Below are 24,938 nucleotides of genomic sequence, written 5' to 3' on the forward strand. Positions count from 1 at the left end.
CTAGCTGCCCTCGATGGTCTTGGCGTTGGCCTGCAGGCTGAAGCCTTTCCTCACGCAGCAGGTCGGCGACGGTGTCCGCACCGACTGTGTGACCGGTCCTGGCCAGCTCCCGCGCCAGTGTGCGGGTCGACTTCACCGTCCACCGAAGCGGCGACGTCGGGTCACCGCGCTCGTCCGGCTCGACCAGCGCCAGCAGCGCCGGCCTCAGTCCCGGATCAAGATTTGCGACCCTCTTGCGGCCCCCGTCCGGCCGCCGCACCCGCCCCAGAGGCTCCTCGCCGGTCTCCAGCTCGAACACGCCCTTGCGGACCGTGGTCTCACTCACCGAGGCCGCCCGCGCGACGGCCCGAACTCCACCGTGTCCCAGGACACGGGCCTCTGCGGCCATCAGCAGCCGTCGCTGCCGCTCATCCAGATGCGGGAACAACACCTCGAACCTCATCACGAGTTGGGTACGGATCTCGTCCGGAATGCGCATACCACATCAACGAGCGACGCGACAGGAAGCAACACCTTGATGATCTGTAAGCTCTTAGATCAAACGCCCTCTGAAGAATCGAGGTTAAACGACAAACTCAGGCCAATTCAGCAAACCGTCAACCGAGCCCTGGCCACAGCACGGGCGCCGGTCGAGCGGCGTCACACGACTGAAGGCGTGGTGGATCTTCCGCAGGCCCGGGTGCAATCCGAATCGAATGCTATCAATCGCCGCGGCCGTCGATACCCTGGAGCGGCAGGTTTGAAACGGCTCAATAAATACTTGCGGTCGTTGCCGAGAGCGATCACATCAAGCCATGACGGCCTCAACCTCCCTATAGTGGCTTGCGGTAAAGCCGTCAGCCATTCAGCATGATCCCTCATTGGGCTTGGTGAACACCACAGGTCGCCATCGCTACAGGCCACAAGAGGAGGTCTCGCCTGGTGAGTTGAAGCAGATAACGGCGTCTGCAGGGCCGAGGAAGGCGAGATCGTGGGAACCCCTTCGACGCTACCGGGATGTGAGCCGACCGTATCCGGACAGTCAGACAACCGTCCGCTTGATCCTCCAGCAGCGTCGGCCGAACCGCTCGCCCGGTTCGAACCCAAGACGTGCGACGCGTGGGACGAGACCGCGTTCGCGCAGTTGGACGAGGTGTTCAGCAGACACATACACCCGTCCGCAGGGAGTGTGAAAGGCTGGCGACGCCGCAACCTGCGTCGCGAGCGCACAGCGGGTATGCCGCAGATCAGCGGTTTGAGGGCTGGCCTGTCGTGGGTGCTCGCACTGGACATTGCGACAGACAAAGGGACGCCCTTTACCCCGGACAACATGTGCGGCTTGCTCCCTACCTTGCCGCGATCGAAGTTCGGTCCCGTCAGCCTGTCCCCCTTGGGCCCGGACCCGGGCGGTATTAAGACCACCGGTGCCCTGTCCAGTTCGCCCCGCGCGCCGAGTTCGTCCAGGACAGTCCGGTGGAGCCGATGCCGCAACCCCGCCTGGGCCCACGTGGTGAACCCGCGAGACCCGTCGCGGCACGACACGGAACGTCTCCAACAGGTACCGCGAGGCACACCCGCTGGTCACAGAGACGCGCGACCGCCGCACATGGCCCGCTCGTCACATGGGGCATCTCAACGCCGACATGCGCCGCCACGTCGCACGACCGCGGCTGGTCCCTGTCCGGTGGATCTTCGTGGATCGGCCCGGGGCGGCTGGTGGAGGGGGTACCTCCCGTGCCGTTCAGGCTGCGGGGGAGCATCGCGAGGCGGAGGATCGGCGTCGTCGATGGACCGGACGTACTCGGGCGACTCCCGCAACGCGGCGAGGTGCCGTGCCAGGCGTTCCGGGCCCGCGAAGATCGGCCGGAAAGGGCCTAGCTCATCGTCTTTCAGCTGTCGCGCTTCGGCAAACGACTTTGCTCCGGTCGAATGCATCTGTTCCGTCCTGCGACGCATCACTATGGCCAACTGCGCCCGTACTGGCTGCCTCGATGGCAATCGCCTCTGGCGCCAGCCATCATGAAACATGACGGCAACAAGTGGCCAAGCCCATGTGCACGCGCGGCCACTCACCTGTGACCCTCCCGTGTGCTGGATGTGAAAAATTTTTGCAGAAGGGCTTGAAAGTTTAAATGAAACCTGAAAGCCTAATCACTGAAGGGGCGGGGGAAAGGAGTTCGCTTGATGAAAGTCAGTAAGCTTCTCCATGTTGGTCACCGGTCGGGTGGCCCGGTCTCCGCAGAAGTTGACAGTCGCTGCGGATATTATAGGGGTTGCAACGGCGGCGCTCCTTCGCTCCTGGAATGGTCACTGGAGACTCTCAGTCAACACATTCTGTGTCCAGGCTAACTCCAATCGTCCGACTTTTTTCATACGCAGTCAAGGATGTCCTGTGGGCCGGCGGATGCGCAGGCGTGACTGAAGTCGGTCGGCAGACCTCACATCATGACGGCGCTCGTACGGCATGAGGCCATCGGTCCTCTGCTTTCGTACCTGCAGCAGTCCTCACCGCTATCGACGCTTCGGCAGCGCGGCCGCTGGAATCCTAGGTGGCATTCTTCTGAGACCGCCTTTTGAGTCCTGATCATGCATATCAAAAAGTAAGATGGACTCTCGAATCTGCGAGGCCGGCTCCTGTAGTTGTTGCGTGGCCGTCAGCGAGATTGGCACAGTCCGTCTCAGCAGACCGGTATTAAGCGGCTCGCGGCAAATAACACAGCCCACGACGTGTGTCACAGGATTGGAGTAGTCCGCGCGGCCACAGACATCCCCTCGCAACATACATTTTAGGATCTTAAATGCCGAAAAGGTTATTTCTGGCAGATTCTGCGCGCGTATTTCCCAATACTGGAACATGCGCAAAATGTCAACTCATCCGACAGTCGATAGCTCTCTGGCTGAATGGCTGGTCCGACCGCAGTCTGCATCTTGCTGAAGAAAGTGCTGCCAAGACGGCTGCTGACTCTTCATGCGGCTGTGACCTGCGTACTAGAATGTGGTTGGCTTTCGTGCTGACAAGGAGAGGGGAATTCGATCGCGTAACGAAACTTCTCTACCATCCAGAGAATCCGAATAGCAGTCTCTTCGACCCGGTGATCTCCCCGGTCGGACTCTCGCTGGCCCGGTCACACCTGGCTTTCATGACCGGAGACCTGGACGCAGCAGCGGACCTGAGTGACCAGGTGCTTGCGCAAGTCGAGGGTACGCAAGTCGAGGGTAACTGTGAAATCCGTATCGCGAGTCACCTCATTCTGGCATTGACCGCTTTGCGGCGTGCGGAAGTGAATGCGGCTTCGTCGCACATGCAGATGATAGTCGACGACGCGTTCATGGGGCGTCTCACCATGCTGGCGGGACAGTGCGCATGGGTAAACGTGCGGATACGCGAAGCCCAAAGGGGAGCCGAGGGAGTCGCACCAGTCCTCGAGGAACTCGTTGACTTTGGCCCGGTCAGCAGGAACTTACTCCTGTCACAGTCGGCCGCCGCCCCCTGGATCGTGCGGCTGGCGCTGAAATTCGACCAGAAGTCAACGGCACACAAAGCAGTGAAGCTAGCTCGGAAACTGGCTGAAATGAACCCGCAGCACCATGTGCTGGCCGCATCAGCCCTCCACACGCAAAGTCTATTCGAGCGAAACCTGGTCGATCTGCGGCTCGCTGCAAAGACGCAGGTCCACCCCTGGGCGCGAGCTTCGGCTGTAGAAGACATCGGAAAGTTCTTAGCCTGTGAGCGGTCGCAACGGGACCAGGCTATAAGAATTTTCGAGCAGAGCGCTGACGCCTATATCGAGGCGGGAGCCCCGCGCGATGTCTTGCGAATCAAGAAGAGACTGTGGGATCTCGGTGTTAGGCACCACCAGTCCCGTTGGCGCGCAACCCCGCCGACGGCGATCGCGAATCTCACCGAGACTGAAGCCAAGGTGTCTCAATTGGTAGCGCAAGGAATGACCAACACCCAGACGGCTAAATACCTTTTTATATCTCCTCATACTGTGGCCTACCATCTGAAGAAAATTTTCTACAAGTTGCAGATCTCCTCACGTGTAGAATTGGCCAGGGTCTGGACCAATATTGAGGGTTTTCAGGGTGGCCTCCGGACGGTTGACGGCAGGACCGTAGGATCGTCACCCGTGCGGGTGACCGACGCTGCGCATTCCGGCTGTCCAAGCGTGCGGTGATCGCTCTTGCGTAGTCGGCACCGCCCACGCGTACGTCACCACCGTCGTCGGGCACCTGGCCGACAAGGCGCCGGTCCTGCTGAAGGTCCTGCGCGAGACAGACGCCGACTATGTTCTCGTGGACGGCACACTTGCCGAGTGCGGGTGAGAGCCACAGGGTGCGACCAGCCGGCTCCGTGATGACCTGCACGTTCACGCCGTGCCGTTGGCCATTGGCGCGAGCGAGTGGGTCACCACTGCCGCCGCTCGTCAGGAAAACCCCTAAAACACGTTACAGAAGGCCGTGACCATGGTGCTTCCCTGGCCTGGCTGGGGCGTTGAGTGATGAGAGCTGAACCACAGACCAAACTAGACCCCTGTCAGCCTCCCCGTATCCCTCACATTGGTAGTAGCCGAGGCGATCACATCAAGTCCATGACTCTTCCCTGACCGGGCAGTTCGTGACGGGCAGCGGACCGACGGATCCATCCCGGCTGACCCCGCAGTCGCGAACGCCGGTGCACGTAGCGCCGGTCACGTTCCGGCTTCCGTTCTCCGTGTCCGTTTCCCGTGTCCTCGGGGTGTCTCCCAGCTCGTCCGGGTGCCGCGGCGTGCCTGGACGACCAGGTCCGGTGACCTCCGGAACGGCCTCGCGTTTCTACTGCGAGTTGCCTTCCAGGTGCTGCATCACGAACATCCCCGCGTGTAGCGCGACCTGGCGCTGACACAGCGGACCTGGTCGACGAGGCGGAGCCTCCCGGTCGATGAGGATGCCCCTGAGGTCGCGCATCCGGTCCTTGGAGGTGTCGCCGATGCGCGGCTTCCGTACCGTCACTTGGCTCTGAATGAACCGGAAGAGCGGTTCCGCGCCGGCCAAGGCCACGCCGTAGCGCCGTACGAACTCCTGCTTGGCATCCAGGGTGTGCGGCTGGTCCCTGCCCCACTCGATCAGGTCCTGGACCGGCTGCTCCACATCCTCGAAGAGGCTGACGATGATCTCTTCCTTGGTCCTGAAGTTGTCGTAGAGAGCTGTCTTGGTGACGTCGAGCCGCTCGGCGATCCCTCTCAGGGACGTCTTCCCGTAGTCCTGCTCGGCGAACGGTTCGAGTGCGACGTCCTGGATGCGCTGGAGGGTGTTGCCACGACGCTGCTGCTTGTGCCCGGATCACCTTGCGGAAGCGGCCGGCCAGTAGTTCAGGGGTCCAGCGGATGTCGGCGACGGTTTCGGCGACGTCACCGGAGACCAGCAGCCAGTCCTCGTCCGACGTGGGCTGAAGCTTCTCCACGAGGGCGCGGTTCTCTGCGTAGCCGACATGCGGGTCGCTGATGGCGAGCAGGCGTCCACGGCCGTCCGTCGACTCCGCCTTCACCCCGTCCGACAGCCGAATGGCACCACGAAACACATTGGCCCACCGCAGGACACCCGACCCTGAGCTGTACCTGGCGGATCACTTCCCGCGGAATGCGCTGCCCGAGCCAGCTGTAGTCCAGGAGCCCATCAGTACAGCGGCGGGCCCAGACCAAGCTCGGTGCTGGGAGATGCCTGTCGAGCCGCGCATGATGCCAAACCTACATGCCATCTTCATGGGTTTCATGCCTTCGGTCAGGAGCTACCAGACCAGGGGATACCTCGCGAAGACCGCACTGTCTAGCGTCGTGCAGGTCAGCTCTCGATTTTCGCGGACCAACTGCGGTCTTGACGAACTGCCCAGCAGATTCAGGGGTTTTTGTGTCTTCTCTTCTTCACATCGATGCGAGCATCCGCCATGAGGGTTCCACGTCGCGGCAGCTGACCTCGTACTTCGCGACCCAGTGGCGGCAAAACCACCCTGACGCCGGCTACGTCTACCGCGACCTGGGTGCCCAGCCCATCCCCTACCTCACCCATCCCGTGCACGGGTACGTTCTGGACCCCAGCCGCGATCACGGTCAGACGGACGAGGAGAAGGCGCTCGTCGACACGGTGGTGTCTGAGGTGCACGACGCCGACACGATCGTGCTCGGCGTGCCGATGTACAATTACACGGTCCCGTCAAGCGTCAAAACCTGGATCGACCTGCTGGTCAGCCCGGCCCACTCGATCCTCCCGGGGGCCGATTCCGGTCCGCTCAGCGGCAAGTCGGTCATCGTGGTGACCGCGCGCGGCGGCTCCTATGCTCCGGGCACCCCGCGCGAGGGCCAGGACCACCAGGAGCCCTACCTGCGGGACATCCTGAAGGCGATCGGTCTCGCGGACAACCTCACGTTTGTGCACGCCGAGTTGACCAAGGCCGCGGTCGTGCCGGCCATGGCGGAGCTCAAGCCGCTGGGGGAGAAGTCCCTGGCAACTGCCTATGAGACGCTCAAGAAGCTCGCCGGCTGATGTCTGCACGCCCGCAGATCTCTTAGGAGTTCGCACCCGCTTGCCGCAACCCGCTGGAGACCGCGGGCGGGCGGAAGCGCATCGCCAGTCGGCCGAGGACGAAGGTCTTCCGGGGCGGCCACTTCTTCCTCGCCGACCGTGCGGCCGAGGTCATCGCCCCGGTGGCCTGGCGGCCCGCGCCCTGCCGCATACGACCGGCGCGGGCCGATGACGCAACCACAAGAAGAAGACAGCCTATGAACGAGATCATCAGCGCTCTTTTCTCCGAGGAGCTCACATCGGGAGATGTGGCGGGTGTGCGTCTGCCGTAGTACTACCGGGGCAGTGTGGTGCGCCGGAGGACACCGCGATGTTCGAGGGATGGGCTCGAAGGCGAAGGATCCCCGTAAGTCCCCGCGGGTGCGGAGGTCGCGACACCGTAGCCGGGTCCGGGCGAGGCTTTGATCGTCGTGATGGCGACGCGATCAACTACAACACCGTGTGGTCCTTGATCTTCGGGCCCGTGCCGGCCTTCGGCTTCCTCAAGCGCTGCGGATGCCTCATTGAGCAGGCCAGGCGCCACGACCTGCCGTACCACGTACTGGGCTCGGACCTGGCGGGGGTGGTGCTGCGCACCGGCCCTGGCGTGAACCGGTGGCGCCCCGGGGACCGGGTCGTGGCGCACTGCCGGGCAGATCTCTCAGGTGGCGCGGGAGTGGTACGGCCGGGCGGCCGAACGCCTGGCAGGTCTGTTGGCCGTGCCCGTTTCCCGGAGTACCGCGCTGCGTCATCCGCGGCGCCTGCCGCTTGCCGCAGCAGGCGGTCCCGCGAGTGATCGGCGTGGACGATTTCGCCCTGCGCCGCCACCCCTACACCGCGATCCCTCCGCCGTGAGTTCAAACAATCATCGAGCTACAGCACGGGTCACCACCACGCTCTCATACCTTCGACCGGGACCTACCAGAGCAGGGGATGCCCCGCGAAGGCCGTCCTGTTTAGTGTCATGCAGGTCAGTCCTCGACCTTCGCGGACCATCTGGAGTCTTTCGGCCCCGCTCAGGCTGCGCCGGCCGGTCCAAGACAGCGCAAGCTCGTAAGCCGGCCATCACACGGTCGAGCTGACTCACCCCTATAGACATACACGCTTGCCGAACAGTAGTTGGCCATCCCCGATAGCCGGTTAGGAGTTCGAGCCGAGGTGCTTCCCGACCTGATCACCCCGCTACCGGTCATCCTGAGTGAGAACGCGGGCCGGTTCCCGGACAAGATCGCTTTCGAGGACGACCGGTACGCGGTCACCTACAGGGAACTCGACGCACGGACGAGGAGACTGGCCGGTCACCTGGTCGGCCTCGGTGTCCGGCGCGGCGACCGGGTGGCTCTGTGTCTCGGCAACTCGGTGGCGATGGTGGAGGGCTACCTCGCCGTGGTACGGGCCGGCGGCATCGGCGTACCGATCAACCCGCAGGCCGCCCCGGCGGAAATCAGATACCTTCTGGCCGACAGCGCAGCGGCGTTCGCCCTCACCGGCACTGCACACGCAGAAACTTTCCTTCAGTCAATTCCCCGTGCGACCCGCGGGGTGTCCGTCGTCGTGGCCGGCGCACTCGGCGCCGGTGCCGGGCACATGCTGCCCCCGGGCACCATACCGTTCGAGGAACTCGCCACCACCGAGCCCGTCAACGATGCCCCGGACGACCTCGGCCTTGACGAGGTGGCCTGGATGTTCTACACCTCGGGCACCACCGGCCGCCCCAAGGGCGTCCTTTCCACCCAGCGCAACTGCCTCTACTCTGTTGCGTCCTGCTACATTCCCGTGCCCGGCCTCTCCGAGCGTGACCGCGTGCTGTGGCCACTGCCGCTCTTCCACAGCCTGTCTCACATTGCCTGCGTCCTGTCCGTCACTGTCTCCGGCGCCACCGCCCGGATCATGGACGGCAGTTCGGCCGACGACATTCTGACTGCCCTACGCGAGAACCGGTCCACCTTCCTGGCCGGCGTCCCCACCACCTACCACCACCTGGTCGGCAGGGCCCGCCGCACCGGCCTCTCTCTGCCCGATCTCAGGGTCGGCCTCGTCGGCGGTGCCGTCACCGGCCCCGGACTGCGCCGCTCCTTCGAGGAGACCTTCGGCATCCCCCTCGTCAACGCCTACGGCAGCACCGAGACCTGCGGGGCCATCACCATCAACCCGCCCGACGGCCCCGTGGTCGAGGGCTCCTGTGGCCTTCCCGCGCCCGGTGTCGGAGTCCGGATCGTCGACCCCCGCACCGGGCAGGACGTGCCCGCCGGGCACGAGGGCGAGGTCTGGGTCAGCGGGCCGAACGTCATGGTGGGCTACCACAACAACCCACAGGCCACCGCCGAGGTCCTACAGAACGGCTGGTTCCACACTGGCGACCTGGCCCGGCGCGACGAAGCCGGCTACTTCACCATCTGCGGCCGTCTCAAGGATGTCATCATCCGCGGCGGTGAGAACATCCACCCCGACGAGATCGAGGCCGCCCTGCGCGTGGCCGAGGGCGTGGCCGACGTCGCGGTCGCGGGCGTTACCCACGACACCCTCGGCGAGGTCCCCGTCGCCTGGGTTGTCCCTGGTCCGGCCGGCGTCGACCTCGCCCGGCTGCTCGACCACTGCCGCACCCAACTCTCCCAGTACAAGATCCCCGAGCGCGTATACGAGGCCCGGACCATCCCCAGGACCGCCTCGGGGAAGGTCGTCCGGCGCCTCCTCGCTGACTTGCCGGCCCGGCTGCGATACGCCGCCGACGGTCACCACGAGGGACTGATGCTGAGGGACTGGAGCAGGGTGGCAGTCCCCCCTGACGCGCCGGAAGAGCTGCGCTGGGCAGTGGTCGGTCGGACCGCCGTCACCGACGGCCTGGTCGCCGCTCTTCGGAAGGCCGGCGTCGCCGACGTACGGCAATACGCTGACCTTTCGACGTCACGCACCACCCCTGACGCGGCCACCGACGTGACGGTCCTCGCAGAGGCGGACGCGGACACATTGACGCCGGCCTGCGCCGGAGGGGGCAAGGAGACCGGGTCCCGGCTCGTCGTCCTTACCCGGGGCGCGATGGGCGTCACCGACCGGGACGAGACGCCAGATGGCGCCGAAGTCGCGCTGTGGGCAGCCGCACGGGCCGCACAGGCCGATGGGGGTGACGGCGCGCCGCTGACAATCGTCGACGTCGAAGCCCGCACCCCGGAGTCCGAGTACGCTGCGGCGCTGATCGCCGCCGTCTCCTCGGGCCTGCCCCAGCTCGCCGTACGGGACGGGGAACTGATGCGGCCCAGGCTCGTGCGCCTCCCCGTCGCCGACAGGCCGGATCTTGCCACGCCGGGGATTGACGGCGTCGTGGTCGTCACAGGTGCCGACACGAAGACCGGCTCGGTCCTCGCCCGCCACCTGGTCACCGAGCACGGAACACGACACCTCGTGCTCGTCCAGGCGACGAATACCTACGACCAGTGGAGCCAGGACGAGCCACTGCCGGAGGGGGTGGATATCGTCCGCGTCGTGGCCGACGGCTCGGATTCGCCGGAGTTGTACGAGGCGCTGACCAGGGCCGGTCCAGTGACCGCGGTCGTCCACACCGCTGATGATCCCGAACTCGCCCGAACGCTGCATGACTTCACCGCCGACGACGATCTCGCCGCGTTCGTCGTGGTGACCGACGCTGCCGCACTGGTGGGCGCGCGGTCCGACGGCCTCGCCTCGACGGTGGTCACCGCCGCCCTCACCGAGGCCGTGGTCCGCAACCGCCGACTGCACGGATTGCCCGGCTCGCTGCTGGCCCTCGGCCGGCCGGACGAGGGCCCCGCCGCCTTCGACGCGCTGATCGAGACCGGATCCCCGACCCTGCTGGCGCTTTGGCCGAGCACCATCAACCCCGGCGACCGAGTGCGGACGCTACTCGACACTCTGACGGAACAGGAGCCCCGCGCCACCGCCCAGGCCGACGAGACGATCACCGCCGCCCTACGCGCGCGCCTGGCCGACCTGGACGAGCGGGCCCAGCTCGCGCTGCTCGGCGAGACGATCCGCAAAGAGGCTGCCGCCGTCCGCACCCGCACGAGCACCGAACCAACCCCGGCGGGCCGGTCCTTCCGCGATCTCGGCCTCGGCTCCCTCGCCGTCGTCGAGCTGCGCAACCGGCTGACCGAACGGACCGGGCTGCGCCTGCCCACCACCGTGACCTTCGACCACCCGACTCCCGAGGCCCTCGCCGCACACCTTCGGGCCAGGATCCTGGGTCTGCACGACATGGTCACGGAGGCGACGGCTGACAAGGATCGGACCGGGGCCGCCGACCCCGCGGAGCCGATTGCGATCGTGGGTATGGCGTGCCGCCTTCCGGGCGGTGTGGCGAGCCCCCAGGACCTGTGGCGGCTGGTCAGCGAGGGCCGGGACGGTGTGTCCGGCTTCCCGGAGGACCGAGGCTGGGATCTGGACGGCCTGTTCGATGCCGACCCGGAGAAGACCGGCACGTCGTATGTCGAGCAGGGCGGGTTCCTGCACGAGGCGGGCCTGTTCGACGCCGGGTTCTTCGGGATCTCACCGCGTGAGGCACTTGCCATGGATCCGCAGCAACGGCTGCTGCTGGAGACCTCGTGGGAGGCGCTGGAGCGGGCCGGGATCGACCCCACCACGTGGAAAGGTCGTGACGTCGGGATCTTTTCAGGCCTGATGGGACAGGGGTACGGGCTGTCGGGTGCGGCTCCGGCGGAGGTCGAGGGCTTCGGCGAGACGGGCACGGCGTCGAGCGTGGCATCCGGGCGCGTGTCGTACGTGTTCGGTTTCGAGGGCCCCGCGATCACCGTGGACACGGCCTGCTCATCCTCCCTCGTGGCCATGCACCTGGCGGTCCAGTCGCTGCGCCAGGGCGAGTGCTCCATGGCGCTGGCAGGCGGTGCGACGGTGATGGCGGACCCCTCCACGTTCGTGGAGTTCTCACGCCAACGTGCACTGTCCTCGGATGGCCGCTGCAAGTCGTACGCGGATGCCGCGGATGGTACGGGCTGGGCCGAGGGCGCCGGTGTCGTGGTCCTGGAGCGGCTGTCGGAGGCGCGGCGCAACGGGCACCGGGTCCTTGCGGTGATCCGTGGCAGCGCGGTGAATCAGGACGGCGCGTCGAATGGTCTGACGGCGCCGAATGGTCTTGCGCAGCAGCGGGTGATCCGTAAGGCGTTGGCGTCGGCCGGTCTCTCGGCGGCTGAGGTGGACGTGGTGGAGGGGCACGGCACGGGCACGGTTCTGGGTGATCCGATCGAGGCGCAGGCGCTGCTGGCGACGTACGGCCGTGACCGGGAACCCGAGCGCCCGTTGTGGCTGGGGTCGTTGAAGTCGAACATCGGTCATACCCAGGCCGCGGCGGGTGTGGCTGGTGTGATCAAGATGGTGCAGGCGATGCGGCACGGCGTGATGCCGGCGACGCTGCATTTCAATGCTCCATCGTCGCGGGTGGACTGGTCATCGGGTGCCGTCGAGGTGCTGACCGAGTCCCGGGAGTGGCCAGAAACCGGCCGGCCCCGCCGCGCTGGTGTGTCGTCCTTCGGTCTCAGCGGGACCAACGCGCACCTGATCCTGGAGCAGGCCCCGGAGACGGAGCCCGTCAATGTGGAGCCCGTAGCGTCTGAGTCGACGGTAGACGTCGTCGATGGTGTGGTGCCGTTGGTCGTGTCCGCCGCCTCTACGGCATCCCTGGCAGGGCAGGCGGGGAGGCTGGCCTCCTTCGTGGAGTCGAGCGAAGAGGTGCCGCTGACGCACGTGGCGGGTGCGCTGGTCGCTCAACGGACGATGCTGTCTGAGCGTGCCGTGGTGGTGGGTTCGCGTGCTGAGGCGGCGGCGGCGCTTGGTGCGTTGACACGGGGCGAGGTCCATCCCGGTGTTGTCACCGGCAGTTCGTTTGGTGCCTCCGCCTCGGGGCGGACGGTGCTGGTGTTCCCCGGTCAGGGTTCGCAGTGGGCCGGCATGGGCCGTGAACTTCTCGATTCGTCGGCGGTGTTCGCGGAGCGCATCGCTGAGTGTGCGGCGGTGTTGGAGCGGTGGGTGGACTGGTCGCTCGTTGATGTGTTGCGGGGGGATGTTCCGGCTGAGGTGCTGGAGCGGGTGGATGTGGTGCAGCCTGCGAGTTTCGCGGTGATGGTGGGTTTGGCGGCGGTGTGGGCGTCGGTGGGTGTGGTGCCGGATGCGGTGGTGGGTCATTCGCAGGGTGAGATAGCGGCGGCGTGTGTGGCGGGTGCGTTGTCGCTTGAGGACGCGGCCCAGGTGGTGGCGGTACGCAGTCAGGTGATTGCGCGCGGTTTGGCGGGCCGGGGTGGTATGGCGTCGGTGGCGCTGTCCGAGGCTGAGGTGGCCGGGCGTATCGAGCGGTGGGCGGGCCGTGTGGAGGTGGCGGCGGTCAACGGTCCGGCGTCGGTGGTGATCGCCGGTGATGCCGAAGCCCTCGATGAAGCTCTCGATGTCCTTGCCGCGGATGGTGTGCGGGTGCGCCGGGTGGCAGTGGATTACGCGTCCCACACCCGGCATGTTGAGGCGGTCGAAGAGATTCTGGGTGAGGCGTTCGTCGACATCCGTGCTCAGGCCCCGCTGATTCCTTTCTACTCGACGGTGACGGGCGAGTGGGTGCGGGAGGCGGGTGTCCTGGGCGGCGGGTACTGGTACCGCAATCTGCGTGGCCAGGTCCGTTTCGGTCCCGCGATCGCCGACCTGCTGGGTGAGGGTTACTCGGTGTTCGTGGAGTCGAGCGCTCACCCGGTTCTGGTCCAGCCGGTCAGCGAGATCGTCGACCAGGCCGACTCAGAGGCCGTGGTCGGTGGTTCGCTGCGTCGTGAGGAGGGCGGCCTGGGCCGGTTGCTGGTCTCGATGGCCGAACTGTTCGTCCGGGGCGTCCCCGTCGACTGGGCGGCAACGCTGCCGGTTACCGGTGCTTCACACGTTGAGCTTCCGACGTATGCCTTCGATCACCAGCATTACTGGCTGCGCTCCGCTCCTGCTGTTGACGCTGTCGCGCTCGGACAAGCGGCCGGCGATCATCCGCTCATCGGGGCGGTCGTCGGCCGGCCGGACTCCGGCGGTTTTATGACTACCTCGCGGTGGTCGGTGGACGCGTACCCCTGGCTGGGTGATTACACCGTCGGTGACGTTGTTGTTGTGCCGAGTGCGGTGTTGGTGGAGCTGGCCATCCGGTTCGGTGATGAGGTGGGCAGTGCGGTGGTCGAGGAGTTGACCGTGGAGCGGCCCGTGCTGTTGCCGCTGCGGGGCGGCAGAGCCGTGCAGATGACCGTTGGGGAGGCCGATGGGCAGGGGCGGCGGTCGGTCGAGGTGTACTCCCGCCCGGACAACGCGGGCCTGGACGCGGTGTGGACACGCCACGCACACGGCACGTTGGTGCCCGGCCCGGTGACCCCGTCCGCTTCCGGCGCCACGTGGCCTGCCGGCAGCCCCGCCGCCGATGTGGCCCTCGACAGGGCGGTCGGCGACGCCGACCGCTACGGCCTGCACCCGGCGCTGCTCGACGCAGCGCTCGGGACGATCCTCCCCGCAGGCACGATCGCGACCCGGTGGAGCGGGGTGGCCTTGCTGGCTTCTGGTGCGGCGGCGGTACGGGTACGTGCGGCCCGTGACACCACCACAGGGGTGACCCGTTTTGAGCTGGTGGACGCTACCGCGGCGCCGGTGCTGACCGCTGATGCCGTTGTCGCCGAGCCGTTTTCGCCCGAAAGCGCAGAGATCGCGGATGCGTCGGCCTCTGGCGCCCTGTTCCAGGTCGACTGGGCCGAGCTTCCCCTTCCGCCGGGTGAGGTGACTGAGGGCGTCGGCACTGTGGTGACTGTTGTCGGTGCCGAAGATGTTGCTGCCCTCGCGGCGGACGGTCCAGCGATACCGGATCTGCTGGTGTACGAGGCCGGGCACGCGCTCGCCGACCCGCGCGAGGCGGTCGCCGCCGCGTTGGCCGTTGTTCAGGCCTGGCTGGCAGTACCGGTTCTGGCGCACAGCCGTCTCGTTGTGATCGTCCCGGATGCCGAGGACGATCTGACGGTAGCCGCTGTGTCGGGTCTGCTGCGTTCGGCGCAGTCGGAGCACCCGGACCGCATCGTCCTTGTCGAGAGCGACCATGCCGGGCGGCACTGCGGCGGTGCGGCGGCCTCGGAGCAGTCGGCGGCCGTGCAGGCTGTGCGGCTTGCGGTGGCCGCGGGTGAGCCCCGTGTCCGTGTGCGCGGTGGTGTGGTCTTCGTTCCTCGGCTCCGGCGTGTTCGGCCTGCCGAAGGTCCCCGGCGCGGGCTCAACCCTGAGGGCACCGTCCTTGTCACTGGCGGCACGGGGACGCTGGGCAGTCTTGTCGCCCGGCACCTGGTGACCGAATACGGCGTACGGCACTTGCTGCTGGCCAGCCGGAGCGGACCGGATGCCGAGGGGGCCGTGGCGCTGTACGAGGAACTGGCCGGCCTCGGTGCGACCGTTACCGTTGCCGCGTGTGACACCGCCGACCGGGACGCTGTCGCGGCGCTCCTGGCCGCCGTACCGGACGCACATCCGCTCACCGCGGTCGTTCACACCGCCGGAGTCCTTGACGACGGTGTGGTCACCGCCCTGACGCCGGAGCGTGTCGACACCGTCCTGCGGCCGAAACTTGATGCCGCGCTGCACCTGCACGAGCTGACCCGGGACATCGACCTTGCGGCGTTCGTCCTCTTCTCCTCCGCCGCCGGAGTCCTGGGCAACCCCGGCCAGGGCAACTACGCCGCCGCCAATGCCTCCCTGGACGCCCTCGCCCTCCACCGCCGCCACTCCGGCCTGCCCGCGACATCCCTCGCATGGGGCTACTGGAACGACGCCAGCGGCATGACCCGACACCTCGGTGCCACAGACCTGCACCGCACCCGGCGCCTCGGCATGGTCGGGCTCTCCCCCGCCGAGGGCATGGCGCTCCTCGACACGGCCCTGCGGGCGGGCGACGAGGCCCCTGCCGCGCTCGTGGCCACCCGGTTCGACGTGCCCGCACTGAGGGCATCCGCCCGCGCCGGAACTCCCGTGGCCCCGCTGCTGCGCGGCCTCGCGCCTGCTTCTCGGCCGGCGGCCGCGTCCTCGCACACGGCCGTAACCGACTCCCTGCGTCAGCGGCTCGACCGCCTGGGCAAGCGGGAGCGCACAGAGGCACTGGTGGACCTCGTCCGCCGGAACGCCGCCCAGGTGCTCGGCCACTCCGGCGCTGACGCCATCCGCGCCGACCGTGCCTTCAAGGACGCCGGCTTCGACTCGCTGACCACCGTCGAGCTGCGCAACCGGCTCGCGGCCGCGACCGCTCTCAGTCTCCCTTCCACCATCGTCTTCGACTACCCGAAGCCGACGCTGCTCGCCGACCACCTGCGTACACGGCTCTTCGGCGACGACGAACAGTGGGGCGACGGCCAGGAGCGGAGCGCTGAGGAGCACACCACCGCCACCGTGGCTGCCCCCTCCGACGATCCCATCGCCATCGTCGCGATGGCCTGCCGCTTCCCCGGCGGTGTGGAGAGCCCTGAAGACCTGTGGAGGCTGGTTGCCGAAGGCGTCGACGCCATCGGAGAGTTCCCCGACGACCGCGGCTGGGACATCGACCGGCACTACGACGCCGACCCTGACAGCGTCGGCAAGACCTACGTACGGCACGGCGCGTTCCTCGACGACGCGACCGGCTTCGACGCCGCCTTCTTCGGGATCTCACCGAACGAGGCGCTCGCGATGGACCCCCAGCAGCGGCTGCTCCTGGAAACCTCCTGGGAGGCGTTCGAACGCGCCGCGATCGACCCGAGCGGGCTCGCCGGGCAGGACATCGGCGTCTTCGTCGGCGTCAACAGCCACGACTACACCGTACGGACGCACCACGCGTCCGGCATCGAAGGCCTCCGCCTGACCGGCAATTCCGGCAGCGTCATCTCAGGCCGGATCGCCTACCAGTTCGGCTTCGAGGGCCCGGCCATCACGATCGACACCGCCTGCTCGTCCTCGCTCGTCGCCCTCCACATGGCGGCCCGCGCGCTTCAGCGGGGAGAGTGCTCCATGGCCCTCGCCGGCGGCGTGATGGTCATGGGCAACCTGGAGACCTTCGTCGAGTTCTCCCGGCAGCGCGGCCTCTCCCAGGACGGCCGCTGCAAGGCCTTCGCCGACGCGGCGGACGGAACCGGCTGGTCCGAGGGCGTCGGCGTGCTCCTCGTGGAACGGCTCTCCGACGCACGCCGCCGCGGCCACCAGGTCCTCGCGACGGTCCGGGGCACCGCGGTCAACCAGGACGGTGCGTCCAACGGACTTACGGCGCCGAACGGACTCTCACAACAGCGGTTGATCCGCAAGGCGCTCGCCGACGCCGGTCTGTCGACATCGGATGTGGACGCGGTCGAGGGCCACGGCACGGGAACGGTCCTCGGTGACCCGATCGAGGCGCAGGCACTGCTCGCTACCTACGGGCAGAACCGCCCCGCCGACCGCCCGCTGTGGCTCGGCTCGGTCAAGTCCAACATCGGGCACACGCAAGCCGCGGCCGGTATGGCAGGCGTCATCAAAATGGTGATGGCGATGCGGCACGGCGTCTTGCCCCGCACGCTGCACGTGGACCGGCCCTCAACCCACGTGGACTGGTCCACGGGCGCGGTGGAACTGCTCGCGGAGACTCGCCAGTGGCCCGAGACCGGGCACCCGCGGCGCGCCGGCATCTCGTCCTTCGGCATCGGTGGCACCAACGCGCACATCGTGATCCAGCAGGCGCCGGTGGAGGACGCTGAGGCCTCCGGCCGGGCGGCGACGAACGAACTGGCAGCTGGCATCGGATCGGCGACCGCCTCCGACCAGGTGCATGCTGCCGATGCGGCACCCGCCACAGATCTCGTATCGTCAGGTTCCGCTCTTCTGCCCGTGCCCGTGCCGGTGCCCGTGTCGGCCCGGACAGCGGCGGCTCTGCGCGCCCAGGCCGGGCGCCTTGCCCGCTTCGTCGAGGCACGCCCTGAGCCGGCCCTTACCGACACCGCGCACGCGCTGGCCACCACTCGTGCCCAGCTCGACCACCGGGCGGTCCTGCTGGCCACCGACCGGCAGCAGCTTGCCGACGCGCTGCGCGCGCTCGGCAACGGCACGCCTACTGCCGGCACCGTCACCGGCAGCCCCTCTGAGGGCAAGCTGGCCTTCCTCTTCACTGGGCAGGGCAGCCAGTGGGCCGGCATGGGCCGCGAACTCGCCGAGCGACACACGCTTTTCCGGAACGCCTTCACCGCCGCGTGCGAGGCTGTCGAACGACACTTGGATGGTCATCTGGAGCGTCCGCTGCGCGAGGTGGTGTTCGCCGAGCCCGGCACGGCGGAGGCCGCACTGCTCGACCGTACCCTGTACACGCAGGCAGGTCTCTTCGCCCTGGAGACCGCTCTGTTCCGGCTCTTCGCCTCCTGGGGTGTACGTCCGGACCTGGTCGCCGGACACTCGGTCGGCGAGATCTCCGCCGCCTATGCCGCCGGAGTCCTCGACCTGGCGGAGGCAGGCGAACTGGTCGCGGTCCGCGCCCGGTTGATGCAGGCCCTGCCCGAGGGCGGCGCAATGGTCGCCGTACAGGCGACCGAGGCCGAGGTGGCACCACTGCTGGAGGGGGCCACGGGCGAGATCGCGATCGCCGCGGTCAACGGACCCGGCGCCATCGTGCTCTCCGGTGCCGAGGACACCGTCCTCGACGTGGCCGCGCGACTGGCCGAACAGGGCCGGAAGACCAAACGCCTGAAGGTCAGTCATGCCTTCCACTCGCCACTGATGGCCCCCATGCTCGACGAGTTCCGAGCTGTCATTGCCCGGCTGCGTCCCCGCCCAGCCGCCATCCCCCTCATCTCCACGCTCACCGGTGCCCCCGCGAAGGACGGCCAGTTCGCCACCCCGGAGTACTGGGCCGACCAAGTGCGCCATGCCGTGCGGTTCGCCGACGCGGTCACCGCGCTGCGCGACCAGGGCGCCAAAACCCTCCTGGAGGTCGGACCCGGCGGCGGCCTGACCGCCCTCGCCCTCGACACTCTCGGCACGGACCACCGGGGCTGCTTCGCCACCCTGAGCGAGGACGGCTCAGAGGAGACCGCCGTCCTCACCGCACTCGCCGAACTGCATGTCCGCGGCACGGACATCGACTGGTCTGCTCTCCTCGGCACCCCGGCCACGGCGATCGGTACCGATCTGCCCACGTACGCCTTCCAGCACCAGCGGTACTGGGTCGAGTCCGAGACCACCGTCATCGACGCCGAGGCGCTCGGCGCCCGCCCCACCGGGCACCCGCTTCTCGGCACGGCGGTCGAGATCCCCGACGACGACCACGTCGGCCCGGTCAGCGACGGCGGCACCCGTGTGGTGCTCACCGGGCGGCTCGACCGGCGTGCCCTCGGTCGGCTTCTTGATCCCGGCACCGATACCGTTCCGGCCGCCGTACTCCTCGACCTGCTGGTCCACGCCGGAACCGAGGCGGGAAGCGGCGCCGTCGAGCAGATCATCGTCGACACCCCGCTGACCGTGCCCGAACACGGCCACCTCCAGCTCCGTGTCCACGTCGATGTCCCCGGCCGGGACGGGCCGCGCCCGGTCGTCGTCCACAGCAGGCGGGCCGGCGACGAGGACAGCACCTGGACGCGCCACGCCCGCGCACTGCTCCGGCCCGGCCTGCCCACGCCATCCTTCGACTTGCGCACCTGGCCGGCCACCGGAGCCGACGCCCCGGCGGACCTCCTCGACATCCGCGGGGTACGAGGCATACACGGCCTGGCGGAACAGGACGGCCAGCTCTTCGCCGACGTCTCCCTGCCTCCGGAACTCGTCGATGAGGCCGCGGGGTTCACCCTCCATCCCGCACTCCTCGACACCGTCCTTCGCCTCCTGGCCGGCCGCACCGGTGAGAGTGAGCGCGATCTCACCATCTGCGCCGACCTGGCCGTGTACGCCGAGGGCGCCACCGCCCTGCGGCTGCGGGCCACGCCTGTGGAGGGTGGACGCCACCTCGTGGAGCTCGCCGACCACACGGGCGAACCGGTCGCCGCGCTCGGACCACTGACCCTGGGCCGCATGGACAGCACCGTTGTCGCCGCCGCGGTCGGCACCCCCGCTCTTCGCGAGGGACGGGCGACGGAGGACGGTCCGTTCGTCCGACGGGTTGTGGGACGTCCGGCCGCCGAGAGCGGATCGCTGGCCCACCGGCTCGCCGCGCTCGGAGCCACCGAACAGCAGCGCGTCCTGCTGGACCTTGTGAAGGAGAGCGCGGCCGTCGTTCTCGGCCACACCAGCGCTGAAGCCCTCGACGAAAAGCAGCCTTTCAAGGACCTCGGCTTCGATTCCCTCAGCGCCGTCAAACTCCGCAACCGTTTGCACGACTTCACCGGCATGAGCCTCCCCAGCAGCCTTGCCTTCGACTACCCGACCCCTTCCGCCCTCGCCTGGCACCTGCGCACCGAACTGCTCGGTGAGGAAGCCGCGAACTTGTCGGCTGGAGTCGTCCGATCCGGACCTGCCGTGCTCGCGGACTCCAACGAGCCGATCGCCATCATCGCCATGAGCACACGCCTGCCCGGCGGCGTCAACACCCCCGAGGAACTGTGGCGACTGGTCGCCGAGGAGCGCGACGCGCTCTCCGGCTTCCCGCAGGACCGGGACTGGGACGTCGACAAGCTCTACCACCCCGACCCCACCCACCCTGGCACCACCTACACCCGCGTCGGCGGATTCCTGCACGACGCCGCCCAATTCGACGCCGGACTCTTCGGGATCTCGCCGCGCGAGGCCCTCGCGATGGATCCGCAGCAGCGGCTGCTCCTGGAGACCTCGTGGGAGGCCCTGGAGCGGGCCGGAATCGACCCCCTCTCCGCCCGGGGCCGTGACATCGGTGTTTTCACCGGCATCGTCCACCACGACTACGTCACCCGGCTGCGGCAGATCCCCGAGGACGTCCGGGGCTACGTGATGACCGGCACTTCGTCGAGCGTGGCGTCGGGACGCGTGTCGTACGTGTTCGGCTTCGAAGGGCCGGCGGTGACCATCGACACGGCTTGCTCGTCGTCCCTCGTGGCGATGCACCTGGCGACCCAGGCGCTACGGCGCGGAGAGTGCTCGCTCGCCCTCGCGGGCGGTGCGACCGTCATGTCCAGCCCGGACGCCTTCGTGGAGTTCGCCCGCCAGCGCGGTCTCTCCGCCGACGGCCGATGCAAGGCGTACTCCTCGACCGCCGACGGCACCGGCTGGGCCGAGGGCGTGGGCGTAATCGTCCTGGAGCGCCTGTCGGAGGCCCGCCGCAACGGCCACCGGATCCTGGCCGTGCTGCGTGGCAGCGCCGTCAACCAGGACGGCGCCTCGAACGGCCTGACCGCTCCCAACGGACCCTCCCAGCAGCGCGTCATCCGGCGCGCTCTGTCCGACGCGGGCCTGTCGACGAAGGACATCGACATTGTCGAGGGCCACGGCACCGGCACATCCCTGGGCGACCCGATCGAGGTCCAGGCACTGCTTGCCACCTACGGACAGGACCGGCCCGCCGACCGTCCGCTGTGGCTCGGCTCGCTGAAGTCCAACATCGGCCACACCCAGGCAGCGGCGGGTGTCTCCGGCGTCATCAAGATGGTCGAGGCGCTGCGGCACGGAGTTATGCCGCCGACGCTCCATGTGGAGGAGCCGACACCGCAGGTGGACTGGACGGCCGGCGCGGTCGAACTGCTCAGACAGGCGCGAGAATGGCCGGACACGGGCCGGCCGCGCCGAGCCGCCGTCTCCTCCTTCGGCGCGAGCGGCACCAACGCCCACGTGATCCTGGAGGAGTCACCCGAAGAACCCGTCGAGGCGCCGGCGGCAGAGAGCGGCGTGGAGCTGCCCGCTGCGCCCGTTGTGGTGCCGCTGGTGGTGTCGGCGCGGAGTCCTGGTTCGCTGGTGGGGCAGGCGGAGCGGCTGGTGTCGTTCGTCGGGGAGAACGCGGGCACACTGCCGCACGTGGCGGGTGCGTTGGCCGCTCAGCGGGCGATGTTGTCCGAGCGCGCGGTGATCGTGGCCGACTCCGGGGAGGAGGCGTTGGCGGGGCTTGGTGCGCTGGCGCGGGGTGAGTCCCATCCCGGTCTGGTCACTGGCAGCGCGGTGGGTGCGGGGCGGACGGTGCTGGTGTTTCCGGGGCAGGGTTCGCAGTGGGTGGGGATGGGCCGTGAACTCCTGGACTCGTCGGCGGTGTTCGCGGAGCGGGTGGGGGAGTGTGCGGCGGTGTTGGAGCGGTGGGTGGAGTGGTCGCTGGTGGATGTGTTGCGGGGGGATGTTCCGGCTGGGGTGCTGGAGCGGGTGGATGTGGTGCAGCCGGCGAGTTTTGCTGTGATGGTGGGTTTGGCGGCGGTGTGGGCGTCGGTGGGTGTGGTGCCGGATGCGGTGGTGGGTCATTCGCAGGGTGAGATAGCGGCGGCGTGTGTGTCGGGTGCGTTGTCGCTGGAGGATGCTGCCCGGATTGTGGCGGTGCGCAGTCAGGTGATTGCGGGCGGTTTGGCGGGTCGGGGTGGTATGGCGTCGGTGGCGCTGTCCGAGGCTGAGGTGGCCGGGTGGCTGGAGCGGTGGGCGGGCCGGGTGGAGGTGGCGGCGGTCAACGGTCCGGCGTCGGTGGTGATCGCTGGTGATGCCGAGGCTCTCGATGAAGCTCTCGATGTCCTTGCAGCGGAGGGTGTGCGGGTGCGTCGGGTGGCGGTGGATTACGCCTCCCACACCCGGCATGTGGAGGCGATCGAAGAGATCCTGGGTGAGGCGTTCGTCGACATCCGTGCGCAGGCCCCGCTGATTCCTTTCTACTCGACGGTGACGGGCGAGTGGGTGCGGGAGGCGGATGTCCTGGGCGGCGGGTACTGGTACCGGAACCTGCGTGGCCAGGTCCGTTTCGGTCCCGCCATCGCCGACCTCCTGGCCGGCGGTCATACGGTGTTCGTGGAGGCCAGTGCCCATCCGGTTCTGGTGCAGCCGGTCAATGAGATCGTGGACCAGGCGGATGACACGGTCCGGCTGCGTGCTGTCGTCGGCGGCACGCTGCGCCGTGACGAGGGCGGCCTGCACCGGCTGTTCACCTCGATGGCCGAGCTTTTTGTCCGGGGTGTGCCTGTGGACTGGGCGGCAATGCTGCCGGCCGGTGCCGGTGCCGGTGCCTCGCAGGTCGAGCTCCCGACGTATGCCTTCGATCGACGTCACTACTGGTTGCAGGATGCCGATGACGCCGACGACAGCGGCGCCTCGGGCGAGGACACCGACGCGGACTTCTGGAGCGCCGTCGAGCAGACCGACGCGGACTCGCTCGCCGGACTGCTCGCCTCGGACTCCGCCAGTCTGCGAGACGCCCTGCGCACTGTCGTGCCGGTGCTGGCGGACTGGCGTGGCAGGCGCCGGCAGCGGTTCAGCGCTGAGCGCCTCCGCTACGCCATCACCTGGCGGCCCCTGGACCGGGAGGTGTCGGGAGTACCCGCGGGCCGCTGGCTCGCCGTACTGCCGCCGGGATGCCCGATCGAAGGCGCGACCGGCTTCCCGGCTGACTCCACGGCCGGCTCCCAGGTGGCCGAGCTCCTCGCGGCGCTCGGTGCCCAGGGACTCGACATCGTGCCCTTGGAGATCGCTTCCTCTACCTTCACCCGCACGGGGCTCACCGAGCAGTTGAGCGGCATCCGAGCCGAGTACGAGCCGGCAGGAGTTCTCTCCCTGCTCGCCCTCGACGGCACGCGGGACGCCACTGTCACCGCCGCCAGGACCCTCGCGCTGATTCAGGCCCTCGGAGACGCGGGCGTCGACGGGCCACTGTGGTGTCTGACCCGGGGCGTGGTGAACACCGGTATCCAGGACACCGTTACCGATCCTGGCGAGGCCGCGCTCTGGGGCCTGGGCCGCGCCGTGGCCCTTGAACACCCCGATCGGTGGGGCGGCCTGGTCGACCTACCGGCAACCGCCGACGCCCGCACCGCGCGGTATCTCGTGGGCGCGCTGAACGGCGCAGCGGGGGACGACCAGCTCGCCGTACGCCGCTCCGGCGTCTACAGCAGGCGGCTCACCCGCAAGCCCGCACCCGAGGCGCCCGCCGACGGAGGCTGGCAGCCTCATGGCACAGTCCTGGTGACCGGCGGCGCCGAGGCCCTCGGCGCACATGCCTCGCTCTGGCTCGCCCGGTCCGGCGCGCGCCGTCTCATCATCACGACCACGGCTCAGGCGCCCGCCGACGCCGTCACCAAGTTGCTGGACAAGCTCGCGGCCACCGGGGTGGACACGACAGTCGTCTCCTGCGCCGACGCCGACCGTGAAACGCTCGCCCGACTCATCGCCGAGACCCCGGAGGAGCAGCCGCTCACCGCCGTCGTGCACGCCGCCGACACCGCCTGGACCAGCAACATCGCCGACACCGGCCACGCCGACCTCACCGAGGTCTTCGCGGCCAAGGTCGACACCGCTATATGGCTCGACGAACTGTTCACCGGCACCGGCACCGGCACCGACGCTGGCGGGGCCCCGCTCGACGCCTTCGTGGTCTTCTCCTCGATCGCCGGAATCTGGGGCGGTGGTGGCCAGGGCGTCTCCGGCGCGGCCAACGCGGTCCTGGATGCCCTGGTCGAACGGCGCCGCGGCCGAGGACTCGCGGCCACCTCGATCGCCTGGGGAGCCCTCGACGAAATCGGCCCCGCCATGGACGAGGCGACCCTCGCGCAGCTGCGCCGCCGCGGTGTTCTGCCGATGACCCAACAGATCGCGATGACCGCGTTCGAACAGGCCGTGGAAGCGCGGGAGAAAGCCGCGACGGTCGTCGACATGGACTGGGAGGCGTTCATCCCGGCGTTCACCTCTGTACGGGTCAGCCCGCTCTTCGCCGACCTTCCCGAGGCCGCCGCCGCCCTGCGCGCCTCCCAGCCCGATGCCGAGAACATCAGCATCACCTCATCCCTGGTGGACTCCCTCCGCGACGTCCCCGAGTCGGAACAGAACCGTCTTTTGCTCCGGCTGGTGTCCGGACAGGCCTCGACCGTCCTCGGACACAGCAGCACGGACAGCATCGGCCCGCTCCAGTCCTTCCAAGAGGTCGGTTTCGACTCGCTCGCCGCGGTCAACCTCCGCAACAGCCTGCACGTGGCCACCGGTCTACGACTGCCCGCGACCCTCATCTTCGACTATCCGACCCCGGACGCCCTCGTCGGTTTCCTGCGCTCTGAACTGCTGACGGAAACGGGCGGCGACGACCTGGACACGCGGGAGGACGATCTGAGGCGCGTACTCGCGCAGGTCCCGCTCGCCCGGTTCCGGGAGGCCGGCCTTCTCGACACGCTGCTCAGCCTCGTCGGTCCCGAGGCCGGCTCCGCCCCCGGGGTGACGACTCCCGAGCCGGACCCGGTGATGCCCGCCGCTGAGGACGACGCCGACCTGATCGACGTGATGGACGTCGCCGACCTCGTAAAGCGCGCCCTGGGAAACGGCACCAACTGATCAGCCGA

The 24,938-nt window shown here is 68.3% G+C and carries 4 protein-coding genes and 5 pseudogenes; 6 read left to right on the forward strand and 3 right to left on the reverse strand.

Features of this window, described 5'->3' with window-relative positions; translation table 11 throughout:
- Positions 1-3: 3 nt before the first annotated feature.
- Positions 4-478 (reverse strand): annotated as a pseudogene (locus ACWGDX_RS00515) (ISAzo13-like element transposase-related protein); the annotation flags it as partial.
- A 108-nt stretch (positions 479-586) separates the two neighbouring features.
- Here ACWGDX_RS00515 and ACWGDX_RS00520 point away from each other — a divergent pair.
- From ACWGDX_RS00520 to ACWGDX_RS00530, 3 genes and pseudogenes are all read left to right on the forward strand, one after another.
- Positions 587-743, forward strand: a pseudogene (locus ACWGDX_RS00520) (IS5/IS1182 family transposase); the annotation flags it as partial.
- 2,244 nt (positions 744-2,987) lie between these two features.
- The gene (locus ACWGDX_RS00525) at positions 2,988-4,157 is read left to right on the forward strand and encodes a helix-turn-helix transcriptional regulator (protein ID WP_453621006.1); all 1,170 of its coding nucleotides are present in this window, start codon (positions 2,988-2,990) and stop codon (positions 4,155-4,157) included.
- Positions 4,100-4,299: pseudogene (locus ACWGDX_RS00530) on the forward strand (IS5/IS1182 family transposase); the annotation flags it as partial. The gene ACWGDX_RS00525 and the pseudogene ACWGDX_RS00530, both read left to right, overlap by 58 nt.
- Before the next feature lie 371 nt (positions 4,300-4,670).
- Here the strand turns inward: ACWGDX_RS00530 and ACWGDX_RS00535 are convergent.
- Together ACWGDX_RS00535 and ACWGDX_RS00540 are read right to left on the reverse strand one after the other, a co-directional pair.
- Positions 4,671-5,259 (reverse strand): annotated as a pseudogene (locus tag ACWGDX_RS00535) (TetR/AcrR family transcriptional regulator).
- A 7-nt stretch (positions 5,260-5,266) separates the two neighbouring features.
- A pseudogene (locus ACWGDX_RS00540) lies at positions 5,267-5,518 on the reverse strand (metallophosphoesterase); the annotation flags it as partial.
- A 347-nt stretch (positions 5,519-5,865) separates the two neighbouring features.
- On the opposite strand from ACWGDX_RS00540, the gene ACWGDX_RS00545 reads away from it, so the two are divergent.
- From ACWGDX_RS00545 to ACWGDX_RS00555, 3 genes are all read left to right on the forward strand, one after another.
- Complete coding sequence (locus ACWGDX_RS00545) at positions 5,866-6,498, forward strand: FMN-dependent NADH-azoreductase (protein WP_453620743.1); 633 nt, start codon at positions 5,866-5,868, stop codon at positions 6,496-6,498.
- Between the two features lie 349 nt (positions 6,499-6,847).
- Complete coding sequence (locus ACWGDX_RS00550) at positions 6,848-7,312, forward strand: alcohol dehydrogenase catalytic domain-containing protein (RefSeq protein WP_453620745.1); 465 nt, start codon at positions 6,848-6,850, stop codon at positions 7,310-7,312.
- 323 nt (positions 7,313-7,635) lie between these two features.
- Positions 7,636-24,930: a type I polyketide synthase gene (locus ACWGDX_RS00555; protein ID WP_453620747.1), complete on the forward strand. Its 17,295-nt coding sequence runs from the start codon at positions 7,636-7,638 to the stop codon at positions 24,928-24,930.
- The last annotated feature ends 8 nt before the right edge of the window (positions 24,931-24,938 follow it).

The organism is Streptomyces sp. NPDC055025, from assembly GCF_053608565.1.